Raw genomic sequence first — 22,320 nt, 5'->3', positions numbered from 1 at the left:
TATATTCGTAATCCGCTCAATGACTCTAACAAGCCTAACCGGCCAGCCACTGTCTGAACGTTTCGCTGTCCAGCAGCTTCGCTTTCAAATATTGCCGGTCCGTAATATCGTCCAGGCCGATGATCTCGACCCCGCTGATCAGTTGCAGCGATTCCATAATATAATTGGAGCCGATGATCAGATCGGCATCAAAGGTGTCGACCGACGAAATGTCCGTATGCTCGACCCAGGCCTTGAGACCCCACTCTTTCAGGAGTGCTTCCACGTTCAGCCGAATCATCAGGCTGGTGCCGAGCCCGCTGTTGCAAGCTACGATGATTCTTTTCATTCGAAGCCCTCCTTCTCCCGCAGTCTCTGCCAAATCTCCCGACCGTTGCGCGAACTCTTAAGTTCCGCCATGAATGCATCATCGTTCAGCGCATCCAGCAGCGTGCCGAGCGCGGCAACATGCCGCTCCTTGTCCACCGCAGCCAGCGTGATGACAAACCAGACCGGGTGACCGGACGGCCCGAAGGCCAATTCCTCTTGAAAGGTCATGATGCTGAAGCCCGTGCGCTTCACGCACTCCGGCATGTATACGTGAGGAAAAGCCACGCCCGCACGGATGATGAACGGATGCTTGTTAGTGGAGATGATCTCAATCAGCTTCTCTCCATAACTGATGTCCGTGACGCCTTGCTGCATAAGCAGCCGGTTCCCCTCTCGCACCGCGTCCTCCCAAGACATGCCCTCCGCTCCGAGCGAGATCGATTCCGGGGCCAGCAGTGCGGTCAAGCCGTAATCCTCTTCGCGGGGTTCCTCCAATCGGCTGCCGCCTTGGAACAAATGCAGCAGTTCTTCCAGCAGCCGGTTCCGGTTGTGGATATGCGCGTTTCTTTCGACTACCTGAAAAATATCGTTCACCGCCTGCACCGCCGCCGCAGCCGCCGCCGATTCGCCCGAAGGCGATACGCCCAGAAAGCTCGTGATCTGCTTTTGATCATTCTGGTTCAGCAGCGGCGATACTTTCATCCACGGCACCTGCAGGGCATGGCTGATCTCCATCGTGCTTAGGATGGCATCCGCTGTCTGTAACGTAATCTCCGCCGATTCCTTATACGAATAAGTGCCTACAATATCGACCTGCGGAAAAATCGCCGCCACCCGCCGCTTCAGCATCGCGGAGGTGCCGAGCCCCGATCCGCACACGATCGCTACGCGCTTGCGCGTCGGAGCCTTCGGCGGAATGAGCCCGCTGCCGATATGGAACATGATATAGCCTACTTCGTCCCGATCGAACGTGACGGACCAAGGCGCCATCACCTCGTTGACGATCCGCTCCAACACATTCAAGAGCGAGCCGTACTGGGCTTCGAGCTGTTCCATGAGCGGGTTCTTGGACTGCAGTCCGAATTTGGCCCGATAAATCGCCGGCTTCAGATGAATTACGAGCCCTTGAACGATCTGGTCGATCATTTGCAGCGGCCGACCGAGCTCTTGCTCGGTGCGCACAATGATCTGCTTGGCGAGATCGGCAATAACGAGGTCCTCTGCCGGAAGGCTCTGCTTCTGTGCGCCCAGAATATGCTGCGTGATATACCCGATCTCCGTGGCGGGCAGCTTCACTTGGAAATGCCGCTCAATTCGAGGGACGACCTCGGTCTTGACGAGTTCATACGCCTCATGGTCCTGTAGCTCGGACAGCGATTCGCGGTCCATCTCGATCGAATGCGTGCCCCTCAGCCGCTCCATCGCCATCAGCAAATGCAGAATCAGCGTGGAGTAACCGGCATCCGTAAATTGCACGCCCATTTTCTCCTCAAGTCGCTGAATCGTGTCGAACAGCATCGCCGCATCGTCGGCTTCGAACCAGTCCTTCCACGGCGTCATAGGAGAGTAATTCGCTCCCCGTTGATCTAGAATATATCGGAGCAGCTTGTCGTCCGTAATTTCCGACCGCAGCAGATGCAAATAGGCCCTTCGCTTACGCTTCTCCGATCCTTCGATATGCAGCTGCCCGCGGTCTCTGATCAGGGTCAAATCCCAGCCGGTCAGTCGCTCCCTGATTTCGTTCAAATCCTGCAGCAGTGTATTCTTGCTGATCCCGAACTCTTCCATGACCGTCTTTACGGACAAGCTCGTCTCCTGGAGAAGCTGCTTCATAAGCAGGCTGACCCTCTGTTCGGCATCCATGTAATCCGGCCGCTCTCCCATCTGGAGAGCCAGCTGTTCCGATTGCCCGGTCGCAAGCCGCAGGGAAACGCCGGCGGAGCGGTCTCGCACCAGGCTCACACCGCGTTCCCGCAGCCAGTCTTCCAACTGCAGCAAATCCGCCCGCACCGTCCGCAGAGAGATCCCGTAATCATCGGCCATCTGCTGCAGCGGAATGTACTTGTCGCTCTCCATCAGTTGCTTGACCATTCGCTGTTGCCTGCTTGATATCATCTATGATCACCCGAGTATTTAGTAAATTTGTATGCGCTATCATAACTATATAGGATGAACTATTGAATGGATGAAAGGGTCAAGTAGTTCAATATATATAATTATTGCATATTTAAAAAGCTAGATATAGAGCAAGCGCGAAAAAAAACGGCCGTTCATCCGAGCGCCCGGTGAAATCTGTACATAATTCAAGGAATACATTAACTTTTTTTATAAAAATGTTAATATGATATAGATAGATGATATGAAAAGAGGGTAGCACCATTGGAACCGAAAGTAGAGGCATATGTAACATTAGTTTGCACTTCGGTTGTATTGAACTTGTCTATACTAGTCTATACATATTGGAAGAGACATTATTATACGAATATCGCGAAATTGTTCATGTGGTATACATTAACTTCCTTGATTTATTGCTTGGGTTATGCCTTTAGCTTAACATCCACATCATTAGAACAGCTTAGATTTTGGAATATTGTACAGTATTTAGGGTTGCCATTTTTCCCTCCGTTAGGGTTATTGTTTGTCATGCAGTATTTAGGTTACAAATTAGAGAGAAAAAGAACCATCGCTTTACTTGCATTTCCTCTTCTAACTTTAATAATCAATGTAACAAATAAATACCATCATTTTTACTATAGAGTATATGATATACATTCGGTGCTTGGAGTTCCATTTAGTGAGATTGAACGTGGAACATGGTTTGCTGTACATAATATTTACATTTGTTGCTGTATGTTAGCTGCGTTATTATTGTTGTGTTCACGCTGGAAGGAAACGGTTAGTGTATATAAACCTCAATTATTGGCCCTCATTTGTGGTCAATTGCTTCCAATAGTGACTGCATTTTTATTATTCATTGGAGTGACACCCGATGGTATCGATCCTGTACCCATGGTTTTATGGTTCTCTTCTGCTTTGTACCTCTGGTCTATTACTTCTTCTCGAATGTTATCCATTATGCCAATTGCGAAAGATACCATTTTTAATAATATGAGTGATGGTGTTTTTGTACTTAATGGTAGCTATCAATTAATCGAAGATAATCAAGCATGTAAAGATATGTTTAGTAAATTGGATCAATCCATGATAGGGAAACCTTTTGATCAAGTTTGGTATATGCTAACGGGTCAATCATTTCCTGTTGAACTAGATACGATATCAGATAAATTGAATACTACGATTCATCAAGCTAGTTTTGTTTATCAACTACGTATTTCGAAACTTCAGCAATCAAATAGTAACTCTGGCTTTCTAATTATATTTACGGATATAACTGCGCTACATACTTTACAACAAAAGTTAGAGCACCAAGCCTATTATGATGAGCTAACACAATTATTCAATCGTCGTGCCTTTTTTCAACAGAGCGAGCAAAGTTTAATGAAAGCAAAAGATAATTTATCATCCTTTACGATTATTCTCTTTGATATTGATTTTTTCAAACAAGTGAATGACACTTATGGACATCAAATCGGAGATCAAGTACTAGTACATGTGGCTCAAATATGTAAGGCTGAGCTGAGAGAACATATGCTATTGGCTAGATATGGCGGTGAAGAATTTGTACTCGCTTTAACTGGTTATACACTAGTAGAAGGGGAGAAATTCGCTAATCATCTAAGATTTTGCATCGAACAAAAGCCTCTAGTTAATAATGAACAAGTTGTACAGGTTACCTCCAGTTTTGGAGTATCTGAAACGACAGGAGCTATGGAGGAAACAATCTATCAACTTCTCCGAAAAGCTGATGAAGCACTTTATGCTGCCAAAAGAGCTGGTCGAAATCAAGTACAGGTTTTTACTGAAAAAGCCACATCGACCATTACATAGAACTCATCGACACATTAACAATAATAATGAATCAACTAAAAGGACACTGACATCAGTTCAGTGTCCTTTTTCGTCCTCTATAACTCAAATCATAGATTACTGGAGTTTGAGTTCCATGGTAATAAATATCAGCATATATTGATGATTGCTTAGTCTCTTTATAGACTTTAGATTCATATATGGTTTTCATGATCTTACTCCTTTCTCCCTTTCTCAGCTAACGTTTCCGTGTTCACGACGTACCAACATCTTTACATAATTGTTTCCAATATTCCCATGCCTGTATATATTCCTTTAAATCATTCGGATGATGACGCACACTAAGCCCTATTCGACAATAAAGCTGGATCAAAGTTTCCTCAATCAATCTCGTTCTTTCAATATTTCCATGTTCAAGTAAATCCGCTGCGGCAAACAATGTGTCAGAATTAATATCGTCCGGCGAAGAACAAAATGCATATAGAAAATCATATAGGGTCTGTCAAGATTTTTGTGTAAACTCATTGTCAAGCAAATCCCCCGAGGGGGATTTGGCGTTTCTAACGTAAATAGTTACTGATGCGATCCGGAAAGAAGACGGATAGCTGGAGTAGCATTTGCCCCCAATTTTGGACACGACCTGTCCATTTACGAGTAACATCCATTGTGGCTAGGTAGAGCATTTTAAGCAAGGCTTCATCGGTAGGGAAAATGCTTTTTCCTTTGGTCACTTTACGAAGCTGCCGGTGGTAGCTTTCAATCATGTTGGTAGTATAGATGAGTTTGCGGATCTCCGGCGGGTATTTGAAAAACGTTGAGAGCTCTCCCCAGTTGTTTCTCCAAGAGCGAACAATGAGCGGATACTTGGTGCCCCAAACTTCCTCGAACCGATCCAGTTCAAGCAGGGCGCCTTCTTCCGTGGCTGCTTTGTAAATCGGCTTCAAGTCAGCGGTGACTTTCTTAAGATCTTTGTACGATACGTAGCGAGTGGAATTACGGATCTGGTGAATGATACACTTTTGGATTTCGGTCTTTGGATAGCAAGCTGCAATCGCTTCAGAGAAGCCACTTAGGTTGTCCACACAGATAATAAGGATATCTTGGACCCCTCGATTTCGAAGGTCATTGAGTACGCTGAGCCAGAACTTGCTGGATTCGTTCTCGCCAATCCACATACCCAGCACATCCTTATTCCCATCCAGATCAATTCCGATCACCATGTATGCAGCTTTATTTACAATAGCTCCGTCCTGTTTCACTTTAAAATGAATCGCGTCCATGTATATGACCGCGTAGACACCTTGAAGTGGCCGATTTTGCCATTCCTTGATGAGAGGTACGATTTTGTTCGTAACATTGGATATGAGTGTAGGCGAGACTTCGATTCCGTACAGATTTTGGAGATGATCCTGAATCTCCCGAGTGCTGACACCTTTAGCGTAAAGAGCTATAATCTGATCTTCGATTCCGGTCACATTCTTCTGATGTTTCTGTATAACCAAGGGCTCAAACTCACCCAAACGATCCCGAGGGACCATGATTTCTTGCTCACCGTACTCGCTAACCACTGTCTTTTTACTCTTGCCATTCCGGCTATTGGGTGTTACTTTGGCTTTAACTTCATGCTTCTCATATCCAAGATGTGTATCGAGTTCTGCCTCCAACATCTCTTGAATGGTCTCTGCAAACAACTCTTTCAAAGCGTTCTGTGCATCTTGAGCCGTTACCAGTTTGTTCTCCTTAATGAAAGCTCGTAATTGCTCTTTTGTCCAAAGTCCCATGTGTTCCCCCAACCTTTCTATTACTTTCCATTTTAGTAGAATTGGGAGTTTACACAAATTATTTTACAGACTCATCATATACGATGGGTCCCACCATTGGTGATGGATCAATCACACCAATTAATGTTTCATTTCTATAGACGAAGTTATGAACTCCAGTATCACCGTGCAGCAAATATTTGTTTCCTTGCTTTGAATCATCAAAAAATAGTTTGCTAGCTTTTAATTTAACGTAATTATAGTCTTCTGTTGATAATACATTCCTCAGATTCATCCTTGCTTCATCAATACTTATTTCATTAAATTCCTTCCATGTCTTTCGTGGGTATTCTATTCTTCCCCATGTACTTGTTTCTTTATGTTCCACGTATTTATTGAGTAATTCCATTATCAATATTTTCAACCAACTACTCTTTGGACCACGATTAAAATGAGTTGTTCCATCAAGAAATGTATAAACAAAATACGAACTGTCTTCGGCAGAAAAGAGGACTTTTGGCAATAATACTGAGTGCTCATAGGTATGAAGCAATTGTTCAACTAATCCAATTTGGCTTGGATTATCAAACTTTAAGATATATTTATATTCATTCTTTGATTCTAATCTTAAAACTAATCCTGAGGTTGTTCCTGATAGTCTTTGAAAACTTACAATCTGATCATTAATTTTATGTTTCTGAAATAGAACATTAATTGATTCGATAGTTGGCTCAATCATTGTAGGCTCCCTTACTTTACGTTAAATATCGAATAACCCTCTGCCAATCAAATTTGCATTAACCGGTTTCTTTCCAATCTCTCGTGACCATATCGATAATTGGCCGCTGTGGTGAATCTCGTGTGCTATCACATGCCGCATAACTTCACCGTATTTATGGGGCTCTCTCTCCCCTTCATCCGTGATATCAATCATTATACAGTCTTCCAAGCTGTCATCCCAATCATACACAAATGGAGCAAGTTCCTTGTGACAACGGGCGGAAAAATCTTGTACCTGCTGTAAGCTGGCCACTTCCTTGAATGGAGGGATATCAATCGCTTTTCCTTGTATTCCACCGCATATCCAGCCATACTCGACTGCCACAACGTGATATAGCGTGGGAAGAATGTATCCAATACCGCCGGTGCGTTTTTTTAGCAATTCTTCCTCACTCACAGTTTCACACCAATCAAACCAATCTCTGCGAATTTGCCAGTTATACTTGAATAATTTTAACATGCAGTAGCCCCCTAAAACTTCGATGATGATCATACTATTCACGAGATAATTGTGTTCTCCTGCTCTTTAGTTTAGCTCCCAAACTAATCTGAATAATATTTATATAAATGCTCCTTTTAGAATGCTTTCACATCAGCTCTTCGGAAGTTTCGCAAAACGTTCTTGTATTCACGAAATGACCCAGCCTTAGATAGCTCTTATCTTGGGCTGGGTCGTATGTTGTCTGAGCTTCTTCCATGATTATACATCTGACACTCTAAAGCGTGAATAAGGCGTTATATGATGTCACAGGCTACTATGATTAGTCTCTCACCAATTTCTTATATAACCTAATTGTTTTAAAATCATATAACTATTTGAATTTAGTTTTTCTATTGGTTCATCATTCTTCCAACTACTAGTACTATTCCTTTACTGCATCTACAATGAGTGACACAAAACCTAATTCATTATTCTAGATGCCCCTACTATAATTCTAATAGGTTCTTTAATTTCTTCATCATGGATCATTTAATCATTCCTTTGCTATCGGGTGGTTTCATTATAAAGAACAACATATACGTAATGATATTTCTACAAGGTTTTCTCTTATTTCTGATCTGCTATTCCAACTTCGACTGTCCCATTCGACACCACTTAAATCATCACCGCCATACAAGATAATACCTAATTTTACATTTCTAAATTGTGAAACAGCCATAAATGCTGCTGCTTCCATTTCTACAGTTACACACCCTTCTGCTTTCCGTAACTCAACCTTTTCTTTAGTCTCTCTATAAAATGAATCTGTCGTCCAGGTTTTTGCCTTTATATACCTAATATTATGTATAATAAAATCGTCCTCTATGATTTTTAATACGTCTAGATTACATTCAATTTCTCTTGATGGCTTAATGTAATGGTATGATACACCTTCATCTCTCACTGCAGAAACTGGTACTATTACATGCCCAACAGCAATGTCTTTTTTTAATACACCTGCACCACCACAAACTATAAATTTCTGAAAACCATAGGCTATCAGTTCTTCTAAGAATCCTGCTGAACCTGCAGCTCCTAAATACCCCAAAGTAATATGTACTTTTTTTCCTTGATAGTATGCTTCATATATTGGCAAATCTACCGTCTCGCAATGTAAACACGCAACTTCTTTCAACTTTCCCTCCGTTTTCATTTTTTCAATTACATCTCTAAAAAAAGTTATTACACAGTATTCAAATTCTTCTTTTGGTTGGATAAAATTAGTTGCCTCTATTATTGCAACACGTGTTTCATCAAATTCCAATATCGGGAATTCTTTGCTATCAATTTTTTTGCTCTCCATCTCGACTTACCTCCAAAGTAATTTAAATTTTTTATTATTTCTTTGCGGCTACTAGGTCCTTAGCAGAAAAAAAACGTTGTCGCAGCGTCTGGATATTTTCCCCAAACAATAGATTGTAGCCTGACAAGACAATATGCAGGCTAAAAGCGTTTACAGTATCATACGACAGGAACAGTGCGAACAGCAACCACGCAGGTCGCACGACATTGACCACCGATAAATGAGAAAGCGGCGGGCGATAAACCGCCCGCCGCGCTATGCAATTAATATGGAAAGAGCTTAAATTAATAGGTCATTCAAACAAATAATTTTACTACCCTTACTTTCATAATAACGTAGCATTTCGTCAATTTTCCTTTTATCATAACTAGTAACGCTATCTGATAGCACAGTAACGCCATAATTTGCTTTGCGTAAGTTGTAACAGGTTGATTTAACACAAGCAACAGCATCTGCTCCTGCTATGTAGAAATCACATATTTCATTTTCACTAATATAGTCTGTAAATTCTTCACAGCTTAATGCGTTTCCTTTGAATTTAGTAAATATATTTTTTGATACTATTTTCAAATCTGAAGCTAATTCAGACCCATATGTATTAGGTTTAAAAGTCCTCGTGCCGGCTGATAAATTTTCATGCCTTATATAAATAACATGAATATTATTATTGACTGCCCAATCAATAGCTTTATTGATATTGCCAATAACATCCTTGTAATTCTTAGTTATGTCATTTTGAATATCGATTATTACTAAGGCTTTATTCTGCATAGTGTGTTTCCTCCTGATAGTTGATTTGTTTTCTTTTTTTATTGTACTTTGTAATTGTTGACAACAGTATGGCAACAATTCATAATGCCAACAAGAGACTTTGGAAGGCGGCTATCAGATGAAAGTTGACAGGCTTGTTAGCATTATTATGATACTCCTTGATAAAAAGCGTATAGGCGCACAGGAGTTAGCAGATATGTTTGAAGTTTCACCCCGCACAATCTACCGCGACATAGACACTATCAACATGGCGGGTATTCCTGTTCGCGGGGCATCGGGAGTGGGCGGTGGCTTTGAAATCATGCAGAAATACAAGATTGATAGAAAAGTTTTTTCGACTGCCGACCTTTCCGCTATCTTGATGGGACTTTCCAGTCTTTCCAACATGATCCGGGGTGATGAACTGGTAAACGCCCTTGCGAAAGTCAAGAGTTTTATCCCCGCCGACAGAGCGAAAGACATTGAATTAAAAGCAAATCAGATATATATAGATTTAAGTCCATGGATGGGCAACAGGAACATACAACCGTATTTAGAAATTATCAAAACAGCTTTACAGGAAAGCAAGCTACTTTCGTTTGAATATGCAGACCGCTACGGAAATCAAACCGCACGAACAGCCGAACCGTATCAGCTTGTATTGAAAAGTAGTCATTGGTATTGGCAAGGGTATTGCCATAAAAGAAATGATTTTCGCTTATTCAGGCTATCCCGCACATCAAACCTACAAATACAAGAGGAATCGTTTACGCCACGAGATTATCAAAAACCGCAGTTAGATTTCACTGAAATTTTGGCAACTATGCAAACTAAAATCAAAATTCGTATTCATAAATCTGTCATGGACAGGGTACTTGATTATTGCACTTATGAACACTTTTCACCAGACGGTGCTGAGCATTACATTGTTAGTTTTCCTTTCATAGAGAACGAATACTACTACAATATTCTTTTCAGTTTTGGGGATAAATGCGAGTGTTTAGAGCCGTTACATATCCGCACAGAAATGAAGCGTAAAATACATGATATAGCCACCATATACGAAAGTTAATACATGGAGTAAGACGAAAAAGACAAACGAGTTGCCTTGCCCTTTTCATTCAGTGAAACGCCTTCAAACTGCTCAAAGAGTTGTTCCGGTTGTTCCGGTTCTGTCTTTAACTTGTTCTTGCTAGGTTTGCGTATAACGTTGTTGTATTCACGAAACGCCCCAGCCTTAGATATATCTTAGGCTGGGGCGTTTGTTGTTTGAGCTTCTTCCACGATTAGACAACTGGCAACCAAAGGGCGATAGACCTCTAGAGTGAATACGGTGTTATGCGATGCCGATGACCTCTTCGAAACCATACATCATAGCATTATTTTCTTTGTCTTATTGGCATTCGTTCAGGAAGAAAAAAACCAAAAGAATCTAGACCTATATTCACAAAAAACTTCCAACTTATCTCAATTATCTTCAGAGTTTTTTGTTTTTCTAAACTCATTTATGATCAAATCAAGCCGCTCAATTATTCGTTCATCGTTATCTAGTTTTTTCTTACTATTAATTTCAATTCTTACAAGTGTAAAAAGAAAGGCTAGTCCAATTAATACTGGAAAAACTAATTCCACTACAAACTCTCCCTTCATTAATTTGATTCGCTCTTCTCAATCAGTATTTCAGGGGTATTGCATAACGGTTCCGTGTTCACGACGTCCCACCACCCTAAAGGAACGAAGTGACTGGCCGCGATGCGGTTGGCTGGTGCGGATGTGTCGCCAGAATCAGCTCCTCTGAATCCATCTGGCGACCGAGGGACGGCGAAGCCGGCCCGATACGTGAACACAGTGTTAGATGATGTTACCGCCTTCTTTGAAATGTATACACTACATTATTTCTTGACTTCTTCTATAAATAGTATGTAATATTCCTTATTATCTTCATCACTGTATCCAATATCATCTTTGCATGAAGTTAAAAAGTATTCCGTTCCATACTGGTCCCCCCGAGAACCAGTTCTTTTCCCTAAGTTAGTACAACTTGTTTTCCTAATTCTCTGTCCTCCACCAAATGCATCCCATGTATTATCGTAAGTAAACAATATCTTCTTCCCATCATAAACAAGATCCACATAAATCGGATCCCCTTCATCAGTGTAACGAGCAATTGTTACTTTGTTAGTTTTTTTGTTCTGGTAATCTTGAAAGAAGTTTTCTAACAAGTCAACATTCGCTACTCCTGATGGTCCAGCAACAACATAACCTCTCTTCTCTGCTTCAGGATATGATAAATCAGTATGTTGGGATTTAGGTTCATTTAGGTTAGGTTGCGAACTACAAGAAGACAGAAGTATTAATATGGTCATCAAAAATATAATTCGGTTCATATCTTTTTCACCACCAGAAAAAGAATAATAACTGTATTGCGGGTTGTCCGCCTGAGTTGCTTCTCTGCCGATTGTTCAGGGAGGACCAAGGGATGGCTACAGCCGTCCCGCCGCGTGAATACTATGTTAGGTGATGTTAATGCCATCTTCGAATCAACTAAAAAAGGCTTTAGGATATTTCAACTCTCCTTTGATTTTATGAAGTGCCCCTTCCCTAACTTCGGAAACCATAAATACTTCATCAGGTACTTCAAATTGTTTCAATTCAAGTCCTAATTTTCTTGCAGGTTGAAATCCTAAGCGTGGATAATAACTAGGGTGTCCTATCAATAATATAAGGTCGTATCCTAATTCCTTACATCTCTTAATACCCTCTTTAATCAAACTACTTCCAATTCCTTGTTTTTGTAGATCTGGCTTCACTGCTATTGGGGCTAACACGATTACAGTATGTTCTTCATTTTGATCTTCTACTTTTGCTTTACTTAATAATAAATGACCAACAATTTTATTATTCATTTCCGCCACAAGTGATAATTCGGGTATAAATCCTTCAGACTCTCTTACTCTTTCAACTAATTTCGATTCATCTTCTCTATTTCCAAACGCTTGAAAGTTTAAGTCAAACACTTCCTTGAGATCCCGCTCATTTTCAGTTCTTATTATCATTTCAAAACTCCATTCATGTATCATTCGATTTTATTAACACTGCATTAATTTCTCCTAACGTTCTTGTATTCACGAACCCAAGAGGCTTAAGGCGCGTCAGCGCCGGGTCGAAGACTTAGCCTCTCAGGGTATTCGCCTGGTGATCGACTTCCAGCATTCCACTTCGGGTGAATCAAGGAGCGTTAAGCGACACGGCGTGAATACGGTGTTATGGGATGTTATCGCCTTCTTCGATCATTCATTCAAATTATTTCACCTAATAAGTGTCAACGCTTCTGCTGTCCCTATCGGATATATGACTGTTTCCATGCTGATGTTAGAGCCTATTACTTTAGCGCCTTCGTCTAATAACTGTTGTATAGTGGCTCTCCGATTCCCATTTAGCATTTGTTCTTTATTGAGTAAAATCAATCCAGAAACCTCTTCGATTTGAAATCTATGTGGCTCAATATCTATTAGAGCTTTAAAAACTACGATATGGTATATTCCCCCCGGTTTGGGACTGCCGTCGGGATGAATCATCTCGAATATTGCCAACGGTTTTATCGAATCATCAACTTCGATCGTTCGGATATTTTTATTTGAATCAATATATACCGTACTTTTACTGCCTTCATATTCAATTGACAGCCCAATTTCTTCTTGAGCTTCCCGCTTTCCACATTCTAATAAGTCCTCCCCTGGCTCTAGATGCCCTCCGATTCCCGCATAAAATACTTCATTGATTGCCTCGTCCCTCATATGCCTTATCCCTGGTAAAAAGAAAACATACTGACCTGTTCTTAAACGTAGTTCTAAACCAACTCCAACTTCAGCATTAGCGGAAATGTAGTCTAATGTCTTCATAGAAACCACCTTATAGGGAAGATATTTTGTATTTGCTTCTTTTCAGTCAGCTCGGTCATTTCTGATAACGTATTTGTATTCACGAAAAGACCCAGCCTTAGATAGCTCTTATCTTAGGTCGGGGCGTTTGTTGTCTGTGCTTCTTCCATGATAATACATCTGACCATCAAGGGATGCGAGAACACATTGTTAGGCGATGTACCTGACCTCTTTGAATAAACTCACTTATAAAATCTCTATTGAAAATAAGGCAATATTCTTATTATTAAAATCAATATCCTTCTCGTGTTTCATCCCGTTCTTCTCCGCAACTTTCATCGATCCGATATTCCCATGGTGTATGAGGGACACTAATCTAGATAGCTCCAATTGGTTTAATCCATATTCTTTCCAAGCTTTTGCTTGTTCAAATCCATATCCCTTACCCCATGCTTCCTTAACCACCCAGTAACCCACTTCAATTTCCTGGTTTCCTTCTACGGTTTGGGGGATGAGTCCAGAATGTCCAATTAATTTCCCATCTTCCTTGCTGAATGCGAGTTGCAAGCCAATTCCGTCTTCATTCCAACCTATAAAACGATTCAAACTTTCAATTGTCTCCTCCATAGTCCAAGGCCTACCATGTCTTATATATCTCATAACATCCGGATCGTTAGTCATACCAAAAAGCAAAGCCAAGTCATTAGTAGTATACCTTCGAAAAACAAGCCTCTCGGTTTCGATCATTTATTCATCTCCTGTGTATTTGCTTTTAATTAATATCCTCAGGTATTTCGCCTAACATTCCCCGCATTCACGAACTCCCGTAGGGAGTTGTCCGCTGAACAACTCCTCTGAAATCCTTCTGTGGACCAAGGGCCGTAGGCCCGAAGCGTGAGTGCGATGTTAGACGAAGTACCCTACTTCTTAGTAAATGCCCTCATCCCATAATGTTAAGCCCATAAACGTTACTTCTACTCGATCCATTAATCGAAGGCTTCCTACATCGATTTCATCTTTATCAAATGTAAAATCACAATCAGCAATATTAACAATTGCAATTTCCTTATCATCACTTATAAATATGACTTTACCTATGATTGTGTAAGTCTCATCTTGCTCGTTGTATTCAATTTTATCTTCCTGGGTTTCATTGATTTTGTTGAACCGGACTATTGTCTCTTGTGTAGTTTCAACTGAGTAAAAGCATTTATCCCCTTTATCCTCTTCATCGTAAGGAACAAAATAAGATTTCCCCTCAAAAAGCAAATGTTTATATTGGATCCAGTACCCAGAAATATCTCTTGAACCTGATCGTCCAAAAGATCTTGTTATAGTTTTATTTGAACTCACTACTTGAATATCCATTCTTATTCCTCATTCTTTGAAAATCTAGGGTATTTCGTCTAACGTTACTGTATCCACGACATCCCACCGACTTAAACGACCTTAGGAGTGTCCGCTTAAGTCGGTGCGGATGTATTCGCTTGAACCCGCTTCTCTGCCGAACACCTCGGGCGAACCGAAGGCCGAAAGGCCTGAAGCGTGAATATGATGTTATAGGATGTCAGTACCTTTCATGCACAACCTACACAATGTTCTTAATATAAATCCCATTCACTAAACTTCTCAGAGTACCCAATTAATACTTCTAATTCATCGGGTATATATTCAATATCAATAAAATAAGCTGTCAAACGAGCGTGACCTTCAAGTACAACTACTTTCGACTTTTCATTCATTGACACAAAGATTAGTCTTGGAAACGTTATTCCTTCTTTGATCGCTAAAGAGATATCAATAAATCCCTGGTTACTTACTCCAAAAACTTCAATTTGATTAATGATATTCTTCGATGCATACATAGGAAGTCTAGTACCACTTGATATTTCATTCCAATAACTATAGTTAATATACATTACGTCGCTTAGATCTTGTTTCTGAAAAACCGCTTTATACCATTTAACTTCTATAGGAAAATTCTCAAACAAATCTGTATTGCAGCCAAATCCTCTTGTCTGACCTAGAATATCTCTTCTTATTTGGTTCTCAGTTTTGTCATTCAAATTAGGTTTAGTTATTAAACTTGACTCATGATCACCAAGAGCATGTATTATTCCGTTCTTAAATCTATCAGAGTTAAACTCTGCAAATAAAAACTCTGCTATTACTAATTCCTCTTGAACTTGACTAACTAACTTCACAGATGATCCTCCATACATTTGTGTTATGCTGATTTCTTATAATGTTGTTGTGTTCACGACGTCCCACCGACTTAAAGCCACGAAGTGGCTGCGCGCGATGCGCTTAGTCGGTGCGGATGTGTCTGGCTGCTACATCTTCTCCGAAATTCCTCTGCCAGACCGAGGGGGCTTGTCCCCCAATACGTGAACACCGTGTTAAACGAAGTTCTCTTCTCAAGTTACTTCCAAACCTCTGAACTTGAACTTCCTCATACTCCTGTTTTTGTTCTTCGTAATTCAAAAGATTAGATCTTTCATTGAAACTTTATTTGTTCTTCCCTTACATTGGAATTATAATCCAAGAGAGCCTGTCTCTGCACTTAAAATATATGCAAAGAAAAAGCCGCGATGCAGGATTAACTCTTCCCCCTAACTCGCGACTACTTTGTTCTTACTTATCCCATTGATGTTCTTATGTGATCAAACAGAAACTGAGTAGATTAAGAACCGCATTATTAAACTATCGTTCCCCGTTAGCGTAAAGGCTCCGCCCCGATCCGCGACAGATAATCGCAATCTTAAATCCAATCTATAACGATAACCATCACCAATAAAATAACAGATTGCAATAAAGGCTTAACAAATGTTAATTGATCGTAGATATAGTAAGCAACTACAATATTGGCTATAATCGTCGAGGGATATTTTATATTTAATCATTTATGAACTCTAAAAATCTACGATTCCATATATTCTCGTAAAAATGAATAGTCTCTTCTGCAGACATAAATGAATTGTTTAATGTAGAAGTTCCGTTCGGTACCATGAAGTTGTTGTAACCAAGCCCATGAGCGAACTTAATCGTAGCATCCATGCAGTATTCTGTTTGTGCTCCGCAGAATTCTATATTGTGTACCATTAATTGATTTAAAATTTCCTGTAAGTTCGTTTTGTAGAAAGAGTTCGCATGTATTTTATTCACCAAAAAATCTTGTGTTTGAACGTCAAGTTTAGGATGAATAGCCCATGGTTCTTCTCCTGGCACTAAATCCTCATCACAGTGTTGAACAAAAATAATGGGCTTATTCAGCTTTCTGTAAAGGGAGATTCTTTCATTCGCTTTAGTAAGTAGTTTTTCTAAACCGAACAAGTGCTCTTGATAGTAACAAACACCATTCTGTAAATCGATTACTATTAAAACATCCGCGCAAATTCCCATAATCTCCACCTCAATATATAATTTTATCTAATAAATCCATATTATGTCATTCTTTACTGAGCAATTCTGCCCGTTAGTTTAAACGTCGTCCTTTAGAACTTTTAGCTGCTCTTACAGAGAATTTCGTCTAACGTTCCCGCATTTCTGACGTCCAAGCGGCTTAAGGCACAAAGTGCCGGGTCGTCAGACTTAGCCGATTGAATGTGTCGCCAGGTTCTACTTCTCTGACTTACATCTTGGCGACCAAGGAGCGTCAGCGACGAAGCAGAAATGTTATGTTATAAGATGTTGGCGGCTTCTTGAATACCTCACATCATCTTTTCAAATAAAAAAGAGCCCCAACTTTATTGCCAGGGCTCTGATGTCATTTATATATGTCTCCTCTAGGTCCTATACGAACTACAAAAATGATCAATTCATGATTAAGAACCTCATAGATTATTCGATAATTTCCCACCCGTAATCTATAGATTATCCCTTCTTTACCTTTCATTTTCTTTGTATTCGGATTGTTTAATGGGTCATTAGATAATTCTTCAAGGGATATAAAGACTCTTCTTGCGATAACTCGGTCTATTTTCCTCAGGTTGTTTTCAGCTTCACTTGAAAATGTGACTTTATATTTCAAGTTCACGTTTTAGATCCTCCAAGGATTTGGTCTGACCATTTTGAAATTCAATCCGTCCCTGTTCTATGGCCTGAATATCTTCAGGTGTTAAAGAGTCATCGTCTTCATCAAGCTGTTTTTCAAGTAACCATGATAAAAAGCTCTTTGCGACAACCTTATTCTTCTCATTTAAATTACCTATTATGTTTTCCAATTCATCATTCGGGACACTCATCAACTGTACCCCCTATTATTTAATCATTCTTTATTATACCCCAATATATAAGGATGCTCCAGACATAGCTTTTCTACCACTTATTAAGCCCTTATATATTTCGCTCTTACGCCAATTTCTTATAACGTCCCCTTATTCACGACGTCCGACGTAGTCGGATGTGTCCAGCTGCTACCGCCTCCCCGAAATTCCTCTGCCGGACCTAGGAGCCGTAGGCTCCGAAGCGAGAATATAATGTTAACTGATGTCACCGACTTCCAGAATCACTTGCAAATAATTCTTTAGTTTTTAAACAATTCATTTATTCTGTTTATTGCTTCCTGAATCTGCATTTGAGAAGTCTTTAAAGCAAAATTCAATTGATTCTCTCTTTCATATCGCTCTCTAAATTGACCTTTTATATTTACATATCCTCTAACATCAAATGAAAATTCGGCTTCTAGTGCCGATTCCGAATCCATTAGAATTGCTGTACCTTTTAAGTCTTTATACATCTTTTCAATTTGTCTTTTGAATTCTAAAATCTCTTCTCGATATAGCCAGATTGAACCACTTACGAAATAATTATCAGCTTTTATGTCAATTCTAACTTTTCCATATTTATATGATTCCTCAGTAAATAAGAATTTTAGATAATTATTATCCAAATCGAGAATCAGGATTTCATCCAATTCAATTTCTCCTTTTTTTATATTTTCTCGGTGATTTCAGTTAACATCCTATCCCCGAATTCACCCATCAGCCAAATTCCGCTATATCCACGATTTCACTTTATATCCTTGATAAGTATATTAGACGCATATCTCTGCTACTCCTTCTTCCGGTTGGGTAGATTATCCATAATGCGATCGAGAGGACTGCGAATATAAGCTAGGTCCTTTTTGCTTACGTGGGTGTAGATCTGGGTCGTTTTTACGTCAGCAAGGCCTAGGAGTTCCTGGATATGCCTAAGGTCCGTACCGCCTTCTAATAAATGAGTTGCAAAAGAATGCCGTAAAGTGTGGATGGATGCCTTTTTTAAAATTCCTGCCTTATGTTTAGCTCGATCGAAGATAGCTTGTGCTGCCCGTTCGGATAAGTGGGAACCACACTGTGCGCCAGGAAAGCGGTAATCGATCACCGCATGGGTCTTCATGTAAGTCCGCAATAAGTCGATCACTGTATTGGAGAGCAAAGTGTAACGGTCTTTGTCCCCTTTGGCTTGCCGAATATGAATCAAGTTACGCGAAAAATCGAGGTCTTCCCTTCGTAATGGGACCACTTTCGCTTACCCGAAGACCGGAGGAGTAGGCCAGGGTGAGCAATAGTCGGTGTTTAGGATTGGCGAGCGATTCAAGCAAGGATAATACTTCTTGTTCAGATAACACGGAAGGAAGTGTTTTGTTACCTTTTGGGCGAATCTAATGTTTTTATAAGAATTCGAACGTCCTGTCTCAATCAATTCCAATAGGTACTTATTCAAATGCTCACGACTCACTTCATTAACGGAAACTATAGATTGTCGTAAAAATCGTTCTGCATGACCACGATAAGCTTTACGCGTCTTCATGCTGTAGCCTTTTCGTAGCAATAACTGATTCAGCAATTGTATGGCATGGTGATCCTCCGGCCCACATAAAGTACTGAATAACGGAAATTTCTTATACAACTTGGAATCACTGATTTTCACCGGAATCTCTTTTAAAACAGAACATAGTATGAGTACAATCTCTTCATCCGCAGGGATCATCCAGCATTTTTTCACCCCATCCCATTTCCGTCCAGGTACTTTGCGGATTTGAACAATCCATTCCCGAATATAGGGCATTTTAACTCTGAGCCATGCTTCCCCCTCACCTTCTACTGCAACAAAACCCGCTTCACCAATTCCCTTGTTTTCCACCTTCGCACACCTTCCTTTCTTAAAAATAAAAAGAGACCACTGCCAAAGCAGTAGTCTCCTATTCTTTTGGAAGTAACTTATTCTCTTTTTAACCCGGTATCTTATTTCTAACCTTTTTCGTTATCTCATCTTTTTGTTTATCTATCTGTTTTATCTATCTCTGTTTATTTAATTTATCTGTTTCTTCATTATAAACCGCAGTTTACGAGCACTTGCTGTATCCGCAGTTGCTGCAGGTTTTGCAGCCCTCGATGTTGATCAGCGAGGCGGATCCGCAAGATGGGCACAGGTCACGGGAAGTGGCGACAGCCCCATGGTTATGGTCGTGGCCGCCTGCCGAACTGCTGGCTTCGGCAGGCTCTTCATGATGCGCCACGGTTGCAGCTACTGGAGCCGGATCGTGGTCATCATACGGACCGTTTTGTACGTGGGTTTCAAGTGCTTTCGCTACCGCGTCGGCAATGGATTCCACCCGGTTCGGACCGAAGCCGATCGCACCGGAGCCTCCGATGCCTTTCAGATGCTTGATGAGCAGCTCAACCTTCTGTCCATGATCTCCGTAACGGAGGAACAAGGAGCAGACGCGGCCCAGGGCTTCCGCCATGGCGAAGACGTCGGATCCGGCTTTACCTACATTCAGGAAGATCTCGCTCGGAATGCCGTTCAGATCGTTAATCGTAATATAAGCCATGCCGAATGGCGTATTGATTTTGTACGTTGCTCCGTGAAGCACTTGCGGACGTTTTTTGTACTGCTTGTCGACGACCGGCGTTTTCTCAGCTTCCGGAGTGACCGCAAGCGTTTGATTCAAGCCGTCAAGCGATTGCTTTTCCGCCGCCGTTGCCGCTTCGTTATCAGCCGATACCGTCTCTTTTGCCTCGGCCTTGTCTTCCGTCTTCTCCGTCTGAAGCACTTGCACGTCGCGGCTGCCGTCGCGGTAGATCGTTACGCCTTTGCAGCCGAGATCGAACGCCAGCTCGTACAGACGTTTTGTCTCTTCGATCGTGAAGTCCGAAGGGCAGTTCGCCGTTTTGGAGATCGAGCTGTCGACCCAACGCTGGATCGCAGCTTGAACACGGATATGATCCTCCGCCGACAAATCCATCGCTGTAATAAAATAGTCAGGCAGCGATTCGCCCGGATGCGCATCGATCCACTCTTGAGCGATCGGAACGAATTGCTCGTCGAAGCCGAGACGGCTCTGACGGTAATATTTGAATGCAAAGTACGGCTCGATGCCTGTCGAGGTTCCTACCATCGTCCCCGTGCTGCCGGTTGGCGCCTGGGTGATGATCGTAACGTTGCGGATCCCTTTTTCACGGACGGCTTCGCCTACTTCAGGATACACCTCCGTCATGACCTTCATAAATCCGCTTTGCAGATACTTATCCGCCTCAAATGCCGGGAAGGAACCCTTTTCTTCCGCGATATCCGCCGAAGCCAAGTAAGCTTCCTTCGCGATGAAACCGTACAATTTATCAAGGAACACCAGCGATTCCGGACTGCCGTAACGAATGTTCAATTTGATCATCAATTCGGCCAAGCCCATCGTACCGAGGCCTACGCGGCGCTCGTTCTTCTGGTTTTTCTCGTTTTCTTCGAAATGATATGGCGTTTTGTTAATGACATTGTCCAGGAACCGGACCGAATAACGGGTCGTAGTAGCCAATTCGTCCCATGCCACATCATGGTTCGCTTCATCATAGAACTTGGACAAGTTCATTGCAGACAGATTGCAGACGCCCCAAGCCGGCAAGCCTTGCTCACCGCACGGATTCGTACAAATGATCGGGTTAAAATACCAGCTATTGGACATTTGATTGTAATACTCCATGAACACGACGCCCGGTTCGGCCGATTTCCATGCCGATTCCATGATCGTGTGCCAAACATCGCGGGCCTTGACGGTCTTGAAATGGACCACTCTGCGTCCCGCAGCTTTCCATTTATCGAGATCCCCATCCCAAATTTCGTTGTAGTTCTCTTCCGTTGTATCCGGGAATACCAAATCCCAATCCAGATCTTCCTTTACGGCCTTCATGAAGTCGTTGCTGACGCAAACCGACAGGTTGGCGTTGGTGACTTGGCCCATCGTTTGTTTGACGGTGATAAAATCAAGCAGGTCCGGATGCCAATCGTTGATCATCAGCATCAGCGCGCCGCGGCGGCTTCCGCCTTGTTCGATCAAACCGGTCGTGTAGCTGAACAGACCGCCCCAGCTTACGGCACCACTGGACGAGCCGTTTACGCCTTTAACCACGGCACGGCGCGGACGCAGCGAGCTCAGGTTAATACCTACACCGCCGCCGCGAGCCATAATTTCCGTCATCTCGGACAGAGTTTCCATGATGCCGCCACGGCTGTCTTTTGGCGACGGGATGACATAGCAGTTGAACAGGGTCAGCTCATCGCTTGCCCCGGCCCCGGCTGCAATCCGTCCGCCCGGTACCAGCTTCCAGTCATCCAATATATAACGGAACTTCTCGGCCCACTCCGCTTGCAGCTCCGGTGTTGCTTCTACCGAAGCCATTGCGCCGGCGAGCCGGTCCCACATTTCTTCAGGGGTTTTCTCAATATTCAGCGTCAGCTTCTCTACATCGGACTGGACCAACTCGCCCTTGCGTGTCTTAACCGTAACGGTACGGCCTTCGCGGGCAACGATTTCGCCGACTTCCTTGGTCGGGAATTTCGGATCATCTTTCGTCAGGACCAGAACCACGTCGCCGACCTTGGCATGACTTGGATCAGCATCTTTCCATGCATAACGGTCCAAAAAGATTTTCTCGCTTAGCCCTTCCAGGCGCTGTTTTTGCTCGGTTTTCAAAGAAAACACCCTCCTAAAAGTTTTGTTGAGCATATGCTTTCGGAACAAGCTTCGAAACAAAACTTGCTTCGGAAGCATACGCCTAAGTTTTGTTGAGCGCAAGCTTCAAAAACAGTCTTCAAACAAACCCGCTTCGGAAACACACGCTATAAATGTATCGGCTTCACCTAGTGTTCGCC

23 protein-coding genes are annotated in these 22,320 nt (G+C 42.0%); 2 read left to right on the top strand and 21 right to left on the bottom strand.

All coding sequences use genetic code 11. The features are described 5' to 3' along the window. Positions 1-34 precede the first annotated feature (34 nt). Complete coding sequence (locus NYE70_RS01685; RefSeq protein ID WP_211021166.1) at positions 35-328, bottom strand: PTS sugar transporter subunit IIB; 294 nt, start codon at positions 326-328, stop codon at positions 35-37. Next, positions 325-2,400, bottom strand: coding sequence for a BglG family transcription antiterminator (locus tag NYE70_RS01680; protein WP_341044815.1), 2,076 nt, complete (start codon positions 2,398-2,400; stop codon positions 325-327). Before NYE70_RS01680 ends, NYE70_RS01685 begins: the two co-directional genes overlap by 4 nt. 288 nt (positions 2,401-2,688) lie before the next feature. On the opposite strand from NYE70_RS01680, the gene NYE70_RS01675 reads away from it, so the two are divergent. Beyond that, entirely contained in the window at positions 2,689-4,257 is a 1,569-nt protein-coding gene (locus NYE70_RS01675; RefSeq protein ID WP_341044814.1) for a histidine kinase N-terminal 7TM domain-containing diguanylate cyclase, read from the top strand. Positions 4,258-4,796: 539 nt separating this feature from the next. Here NYE70_RS01675 and NYE70_RS01670 read toward each other — a convergent pair. The 5 genes from NYE70_RS01670 to NYE70_RS01650 form a co-directional block, all read right to left on the bottom strand. Continuing rightward, positions 4,797-6,017, bottom strand: coding sequence for an IS256 family transposase (locus tag NYE70_RS01670; RefSeq protein ID WP_211020084.1), 1,221 nt, complete (start codon positions 6,015-6,017; stop codon positions 4,797-4,799). Positions 6,018-6,075: 58 nt separating this feature from the next. Further along, positions 6,076-6,735 (bottom strand): hypothetical protein, encoded by a 660-nt coding sequence (locus tag NYE70_RS01665; protein WP_341044813.1) that lies wholly within the window; start codon positions 6,733-6,735, stop codon positions 6,076-6,078. 21 nt (positions 6,736-6,756) lie between these two features. Next, the gene (locus NYE70_RS01660; RefSeq protein WP_341047491.1) at positions 6,757-7,236 is read right to left on the bottom strand and encodes a DinB family protein; all 480 of its coding nucleotides are present in this window, start codon (positions 7,234-7,236) and stop codon (positions 6,757-6,759) included. Positions 7,237-7,777: 541 nt separating this feature from the next. Beyond that, positions 7,778-8,560 carry a nucleoside phosphorylase gene (locus NYE70_RS01655; protein ID WP_341044812.1) on the bottom strand — a complete coding sequence of 261 codons (783 nt, stop codon included), beginning with the start codon at positions 8,558-8,560 and terminating at the stop codon, positions 7,778-7,780. Between the two features lie 279 nt (positions 8,561-8,839). Next, positions 8,840-9,331, bottom strand: coding sequence for a cysteine hydrolase family protein (locus tag NYE70_RS01650; protein WP_341044811.1), 492 nt, complete (start codon positions 9,329-9,331; stop codon positions 8,840-8,842). A 118-nt stretch (positions 9,332-9,449) separates the two neighbouring features. On the opposite strand from NYE70_RS01650, the gene NYE70_RS01645 reads away from it, so the two are divergent. Beyond that, positions 9,450-10,382, top strand: a complete 933-nt coding sequence (locus NYE70_RS01645) for a helix-turn-helix transcriptional regulator (RefSeq protein WP_341044810.1) — start codon at positions 9,450-9,452, stop codon at positions 10,380-10,382. A gap of 395 nt (positions 10,383-10,777) precedes the next feature. Here NYE70_RS01645 and NYE70_RS01640 read toward each other — a convergent pair whose 3' ends face one another. From NYE70_RS01640 to NYE70_RS01575, 14 genes are all read right to left on the bottom strand, one after another. After that, complete coding sequence (locus tag NYE70_RS01640; protein ID WP_341044809.1) at positions 10,778-10,942, bottom strand: hypothetical protein; 165 nt, start codon at positions 10,940-10,942, stop codon at positions 10,778-10,780. A gap of 260 nt (positions 10,943-11,202) precedes the next feature. Continuing rightward, positions 11,203-11,676 (bottom strand): DUF4362 domain-containing protein, encoded by a 474-nt coding sequence (locus NYE70_RS01635; RefSeq protein ID WP_341047489.1) that lies wholly within the window; start codon positions 11,674-11,676, stop codon positions 11,203-11,205. 174 nt (positions 11,677-11,850) lie between these two features. Then, entirely contained in the window at positions 11,851-12,366 is a 516-nt protein-coding gene (locus tag NYE70_RS01630) for a GNAT family N-acetyltransferase (protein WP_341044808.1), read from the bottom strand. A gap of 252 nt (positions 12,367-12,618) precedes the next feature. Continuing rightward, on the bottom strand, positions 12,619-13,212 hold the full coding sequence (locus NYE70_RS01625) for an NUDIX domain-containing protein (RefSeq protein ID WP_341044807.1): 594 nt from the start codon (positions 13,210-13,212) through the stop codon (positions 12,619-12,621). Positions 13,213-13,437: 225 nt separating this feature from the next. Next, a complete protein-coding gene (locus NYE70_RS01620) occupies positions 13,438-13,938 on the bottom strand; it encodes a GNAT family N-acetyltransferase (RefSeq protein WP_341044806.1) in 501 nt (166 codons plus the stop codon). Positions 13,939-14,118: 180 nt separating this feature from the next. Then, entirely contained in the window at positions 14,119-14,559 is a 441-nt protein-coding gene (locus tag NYE70_RS01615; RefSeq protein ID WP_211021156.1) for a hypothetical protein, read from the bottom strand. Between the two features lie 233 nt (positions 14,560-14,792). Next, entirely contained in the window at positions 14,793-15,395 is a 603-nt protein-coding gene (locus tag NYE70_RS01610) for a hypothetical protein (RefSeq protein WP_211021155.1), read from the bottom strand. Between the two features lie 691 nt (positions 15,396-16,086). Beyond that, on the bottom strand, positions 16,087-16,593 hold the full coding sequence (locus NYE70_RS01605) for a cysteine hydrolase family protein (RefSeq protein ID WP_341044805.1): 507 nt from the start codon (positions 16,591-16,593) through the stop codon (positions 16,087-16,089). Between the two features lie 364 nt (positions 16,594-16,957). After that, positions 16,958-17,227 (bottom strand): type II toxin-antitoxin system RelE family toxin, encoded by a 270-nt coding sequence (locus NYE70_RS01600; RefSeq protein WP_341044804.1) that lies wholly within the window; start codon positions 17,225-17,227, stop codon positions 16,958-16,960. After that, a complete protein-coding gene (locus tag NYE70_RS01595) occupies positions 17,211-17,435 on the bottom strand; it encodes a hypothetical protein (RefSeq protein ID WP_341044803.1) in 225 nt (74 codons plus the stop codon). The genes NYE70_RS01600 and NYE70_RS01595 overlap by 17 nt, the downstream gene beginning before the upstream one ends. A 281-nt stretch (positions 17,436-17,716) precedes the next feature. Further along, positions 17,717-18,106, bottom strand: coding sequence for a WapI family immunity protein (locus tag NYE70_RS01590; RefSeq protein WP_211021152.1), 390 nt, complete (start codon positions 18,104-18,106; stop codon positions 17,717-17,719). A gap of 137 nt (positions 18,107-18,243) precedes the next feature. Beyond that, positions 18,244-18,696: a tyrosine-type recombinase/integrase gene (locus tag NYE70_RS01585; RefSeq protein ID WP_341044802.1), complete on the bottom strand. Its 453-nt coding sequence runs from the start codon at positions 18,694-18,696 to the stop codon at positions 18,244-18,246. Positions 18,697-18,702: 6 nt separating this feature from the next. Then, a complete protein-coding gene (locus NYE70_RS01580; protein WP_341044801.1) occupies positions 18,703-19,317 on the bottom strand; it encodes a hypothetical protein in 615 nt (204 codons plus the stop codon). Positions 19,318-19,519: 202 nt separating this feature from the next. After that, positions 19,520-22,141 (bottom strand): adenosylcobalamin-dependent ribonucleoside-diphosphate reductase, encoded by a 2,622-nt coding sequence (locus tag NYE70_RS01575; RefSeq protein WP_341044800.1) that lies wholly within the window; start codon positions 22,139-22,141, stop codon positions 19,520-19,522. Positions 22,142-22,320 lie beyond the last annotated feature (179 nt).

Source organism: Paenibacillus sp. FSL R5-0407 (assembly GCF_038009185.1).
Taxonomy (GTDB): Bacteria; Bacillota; Bacilli; order Paenibacillales; family Paenibacillaceae; genus Fontibacillus; species Fontibacillus vini.
This window is presented reverse-complemented; position numbering and strand designations above follow the sequence as displayed.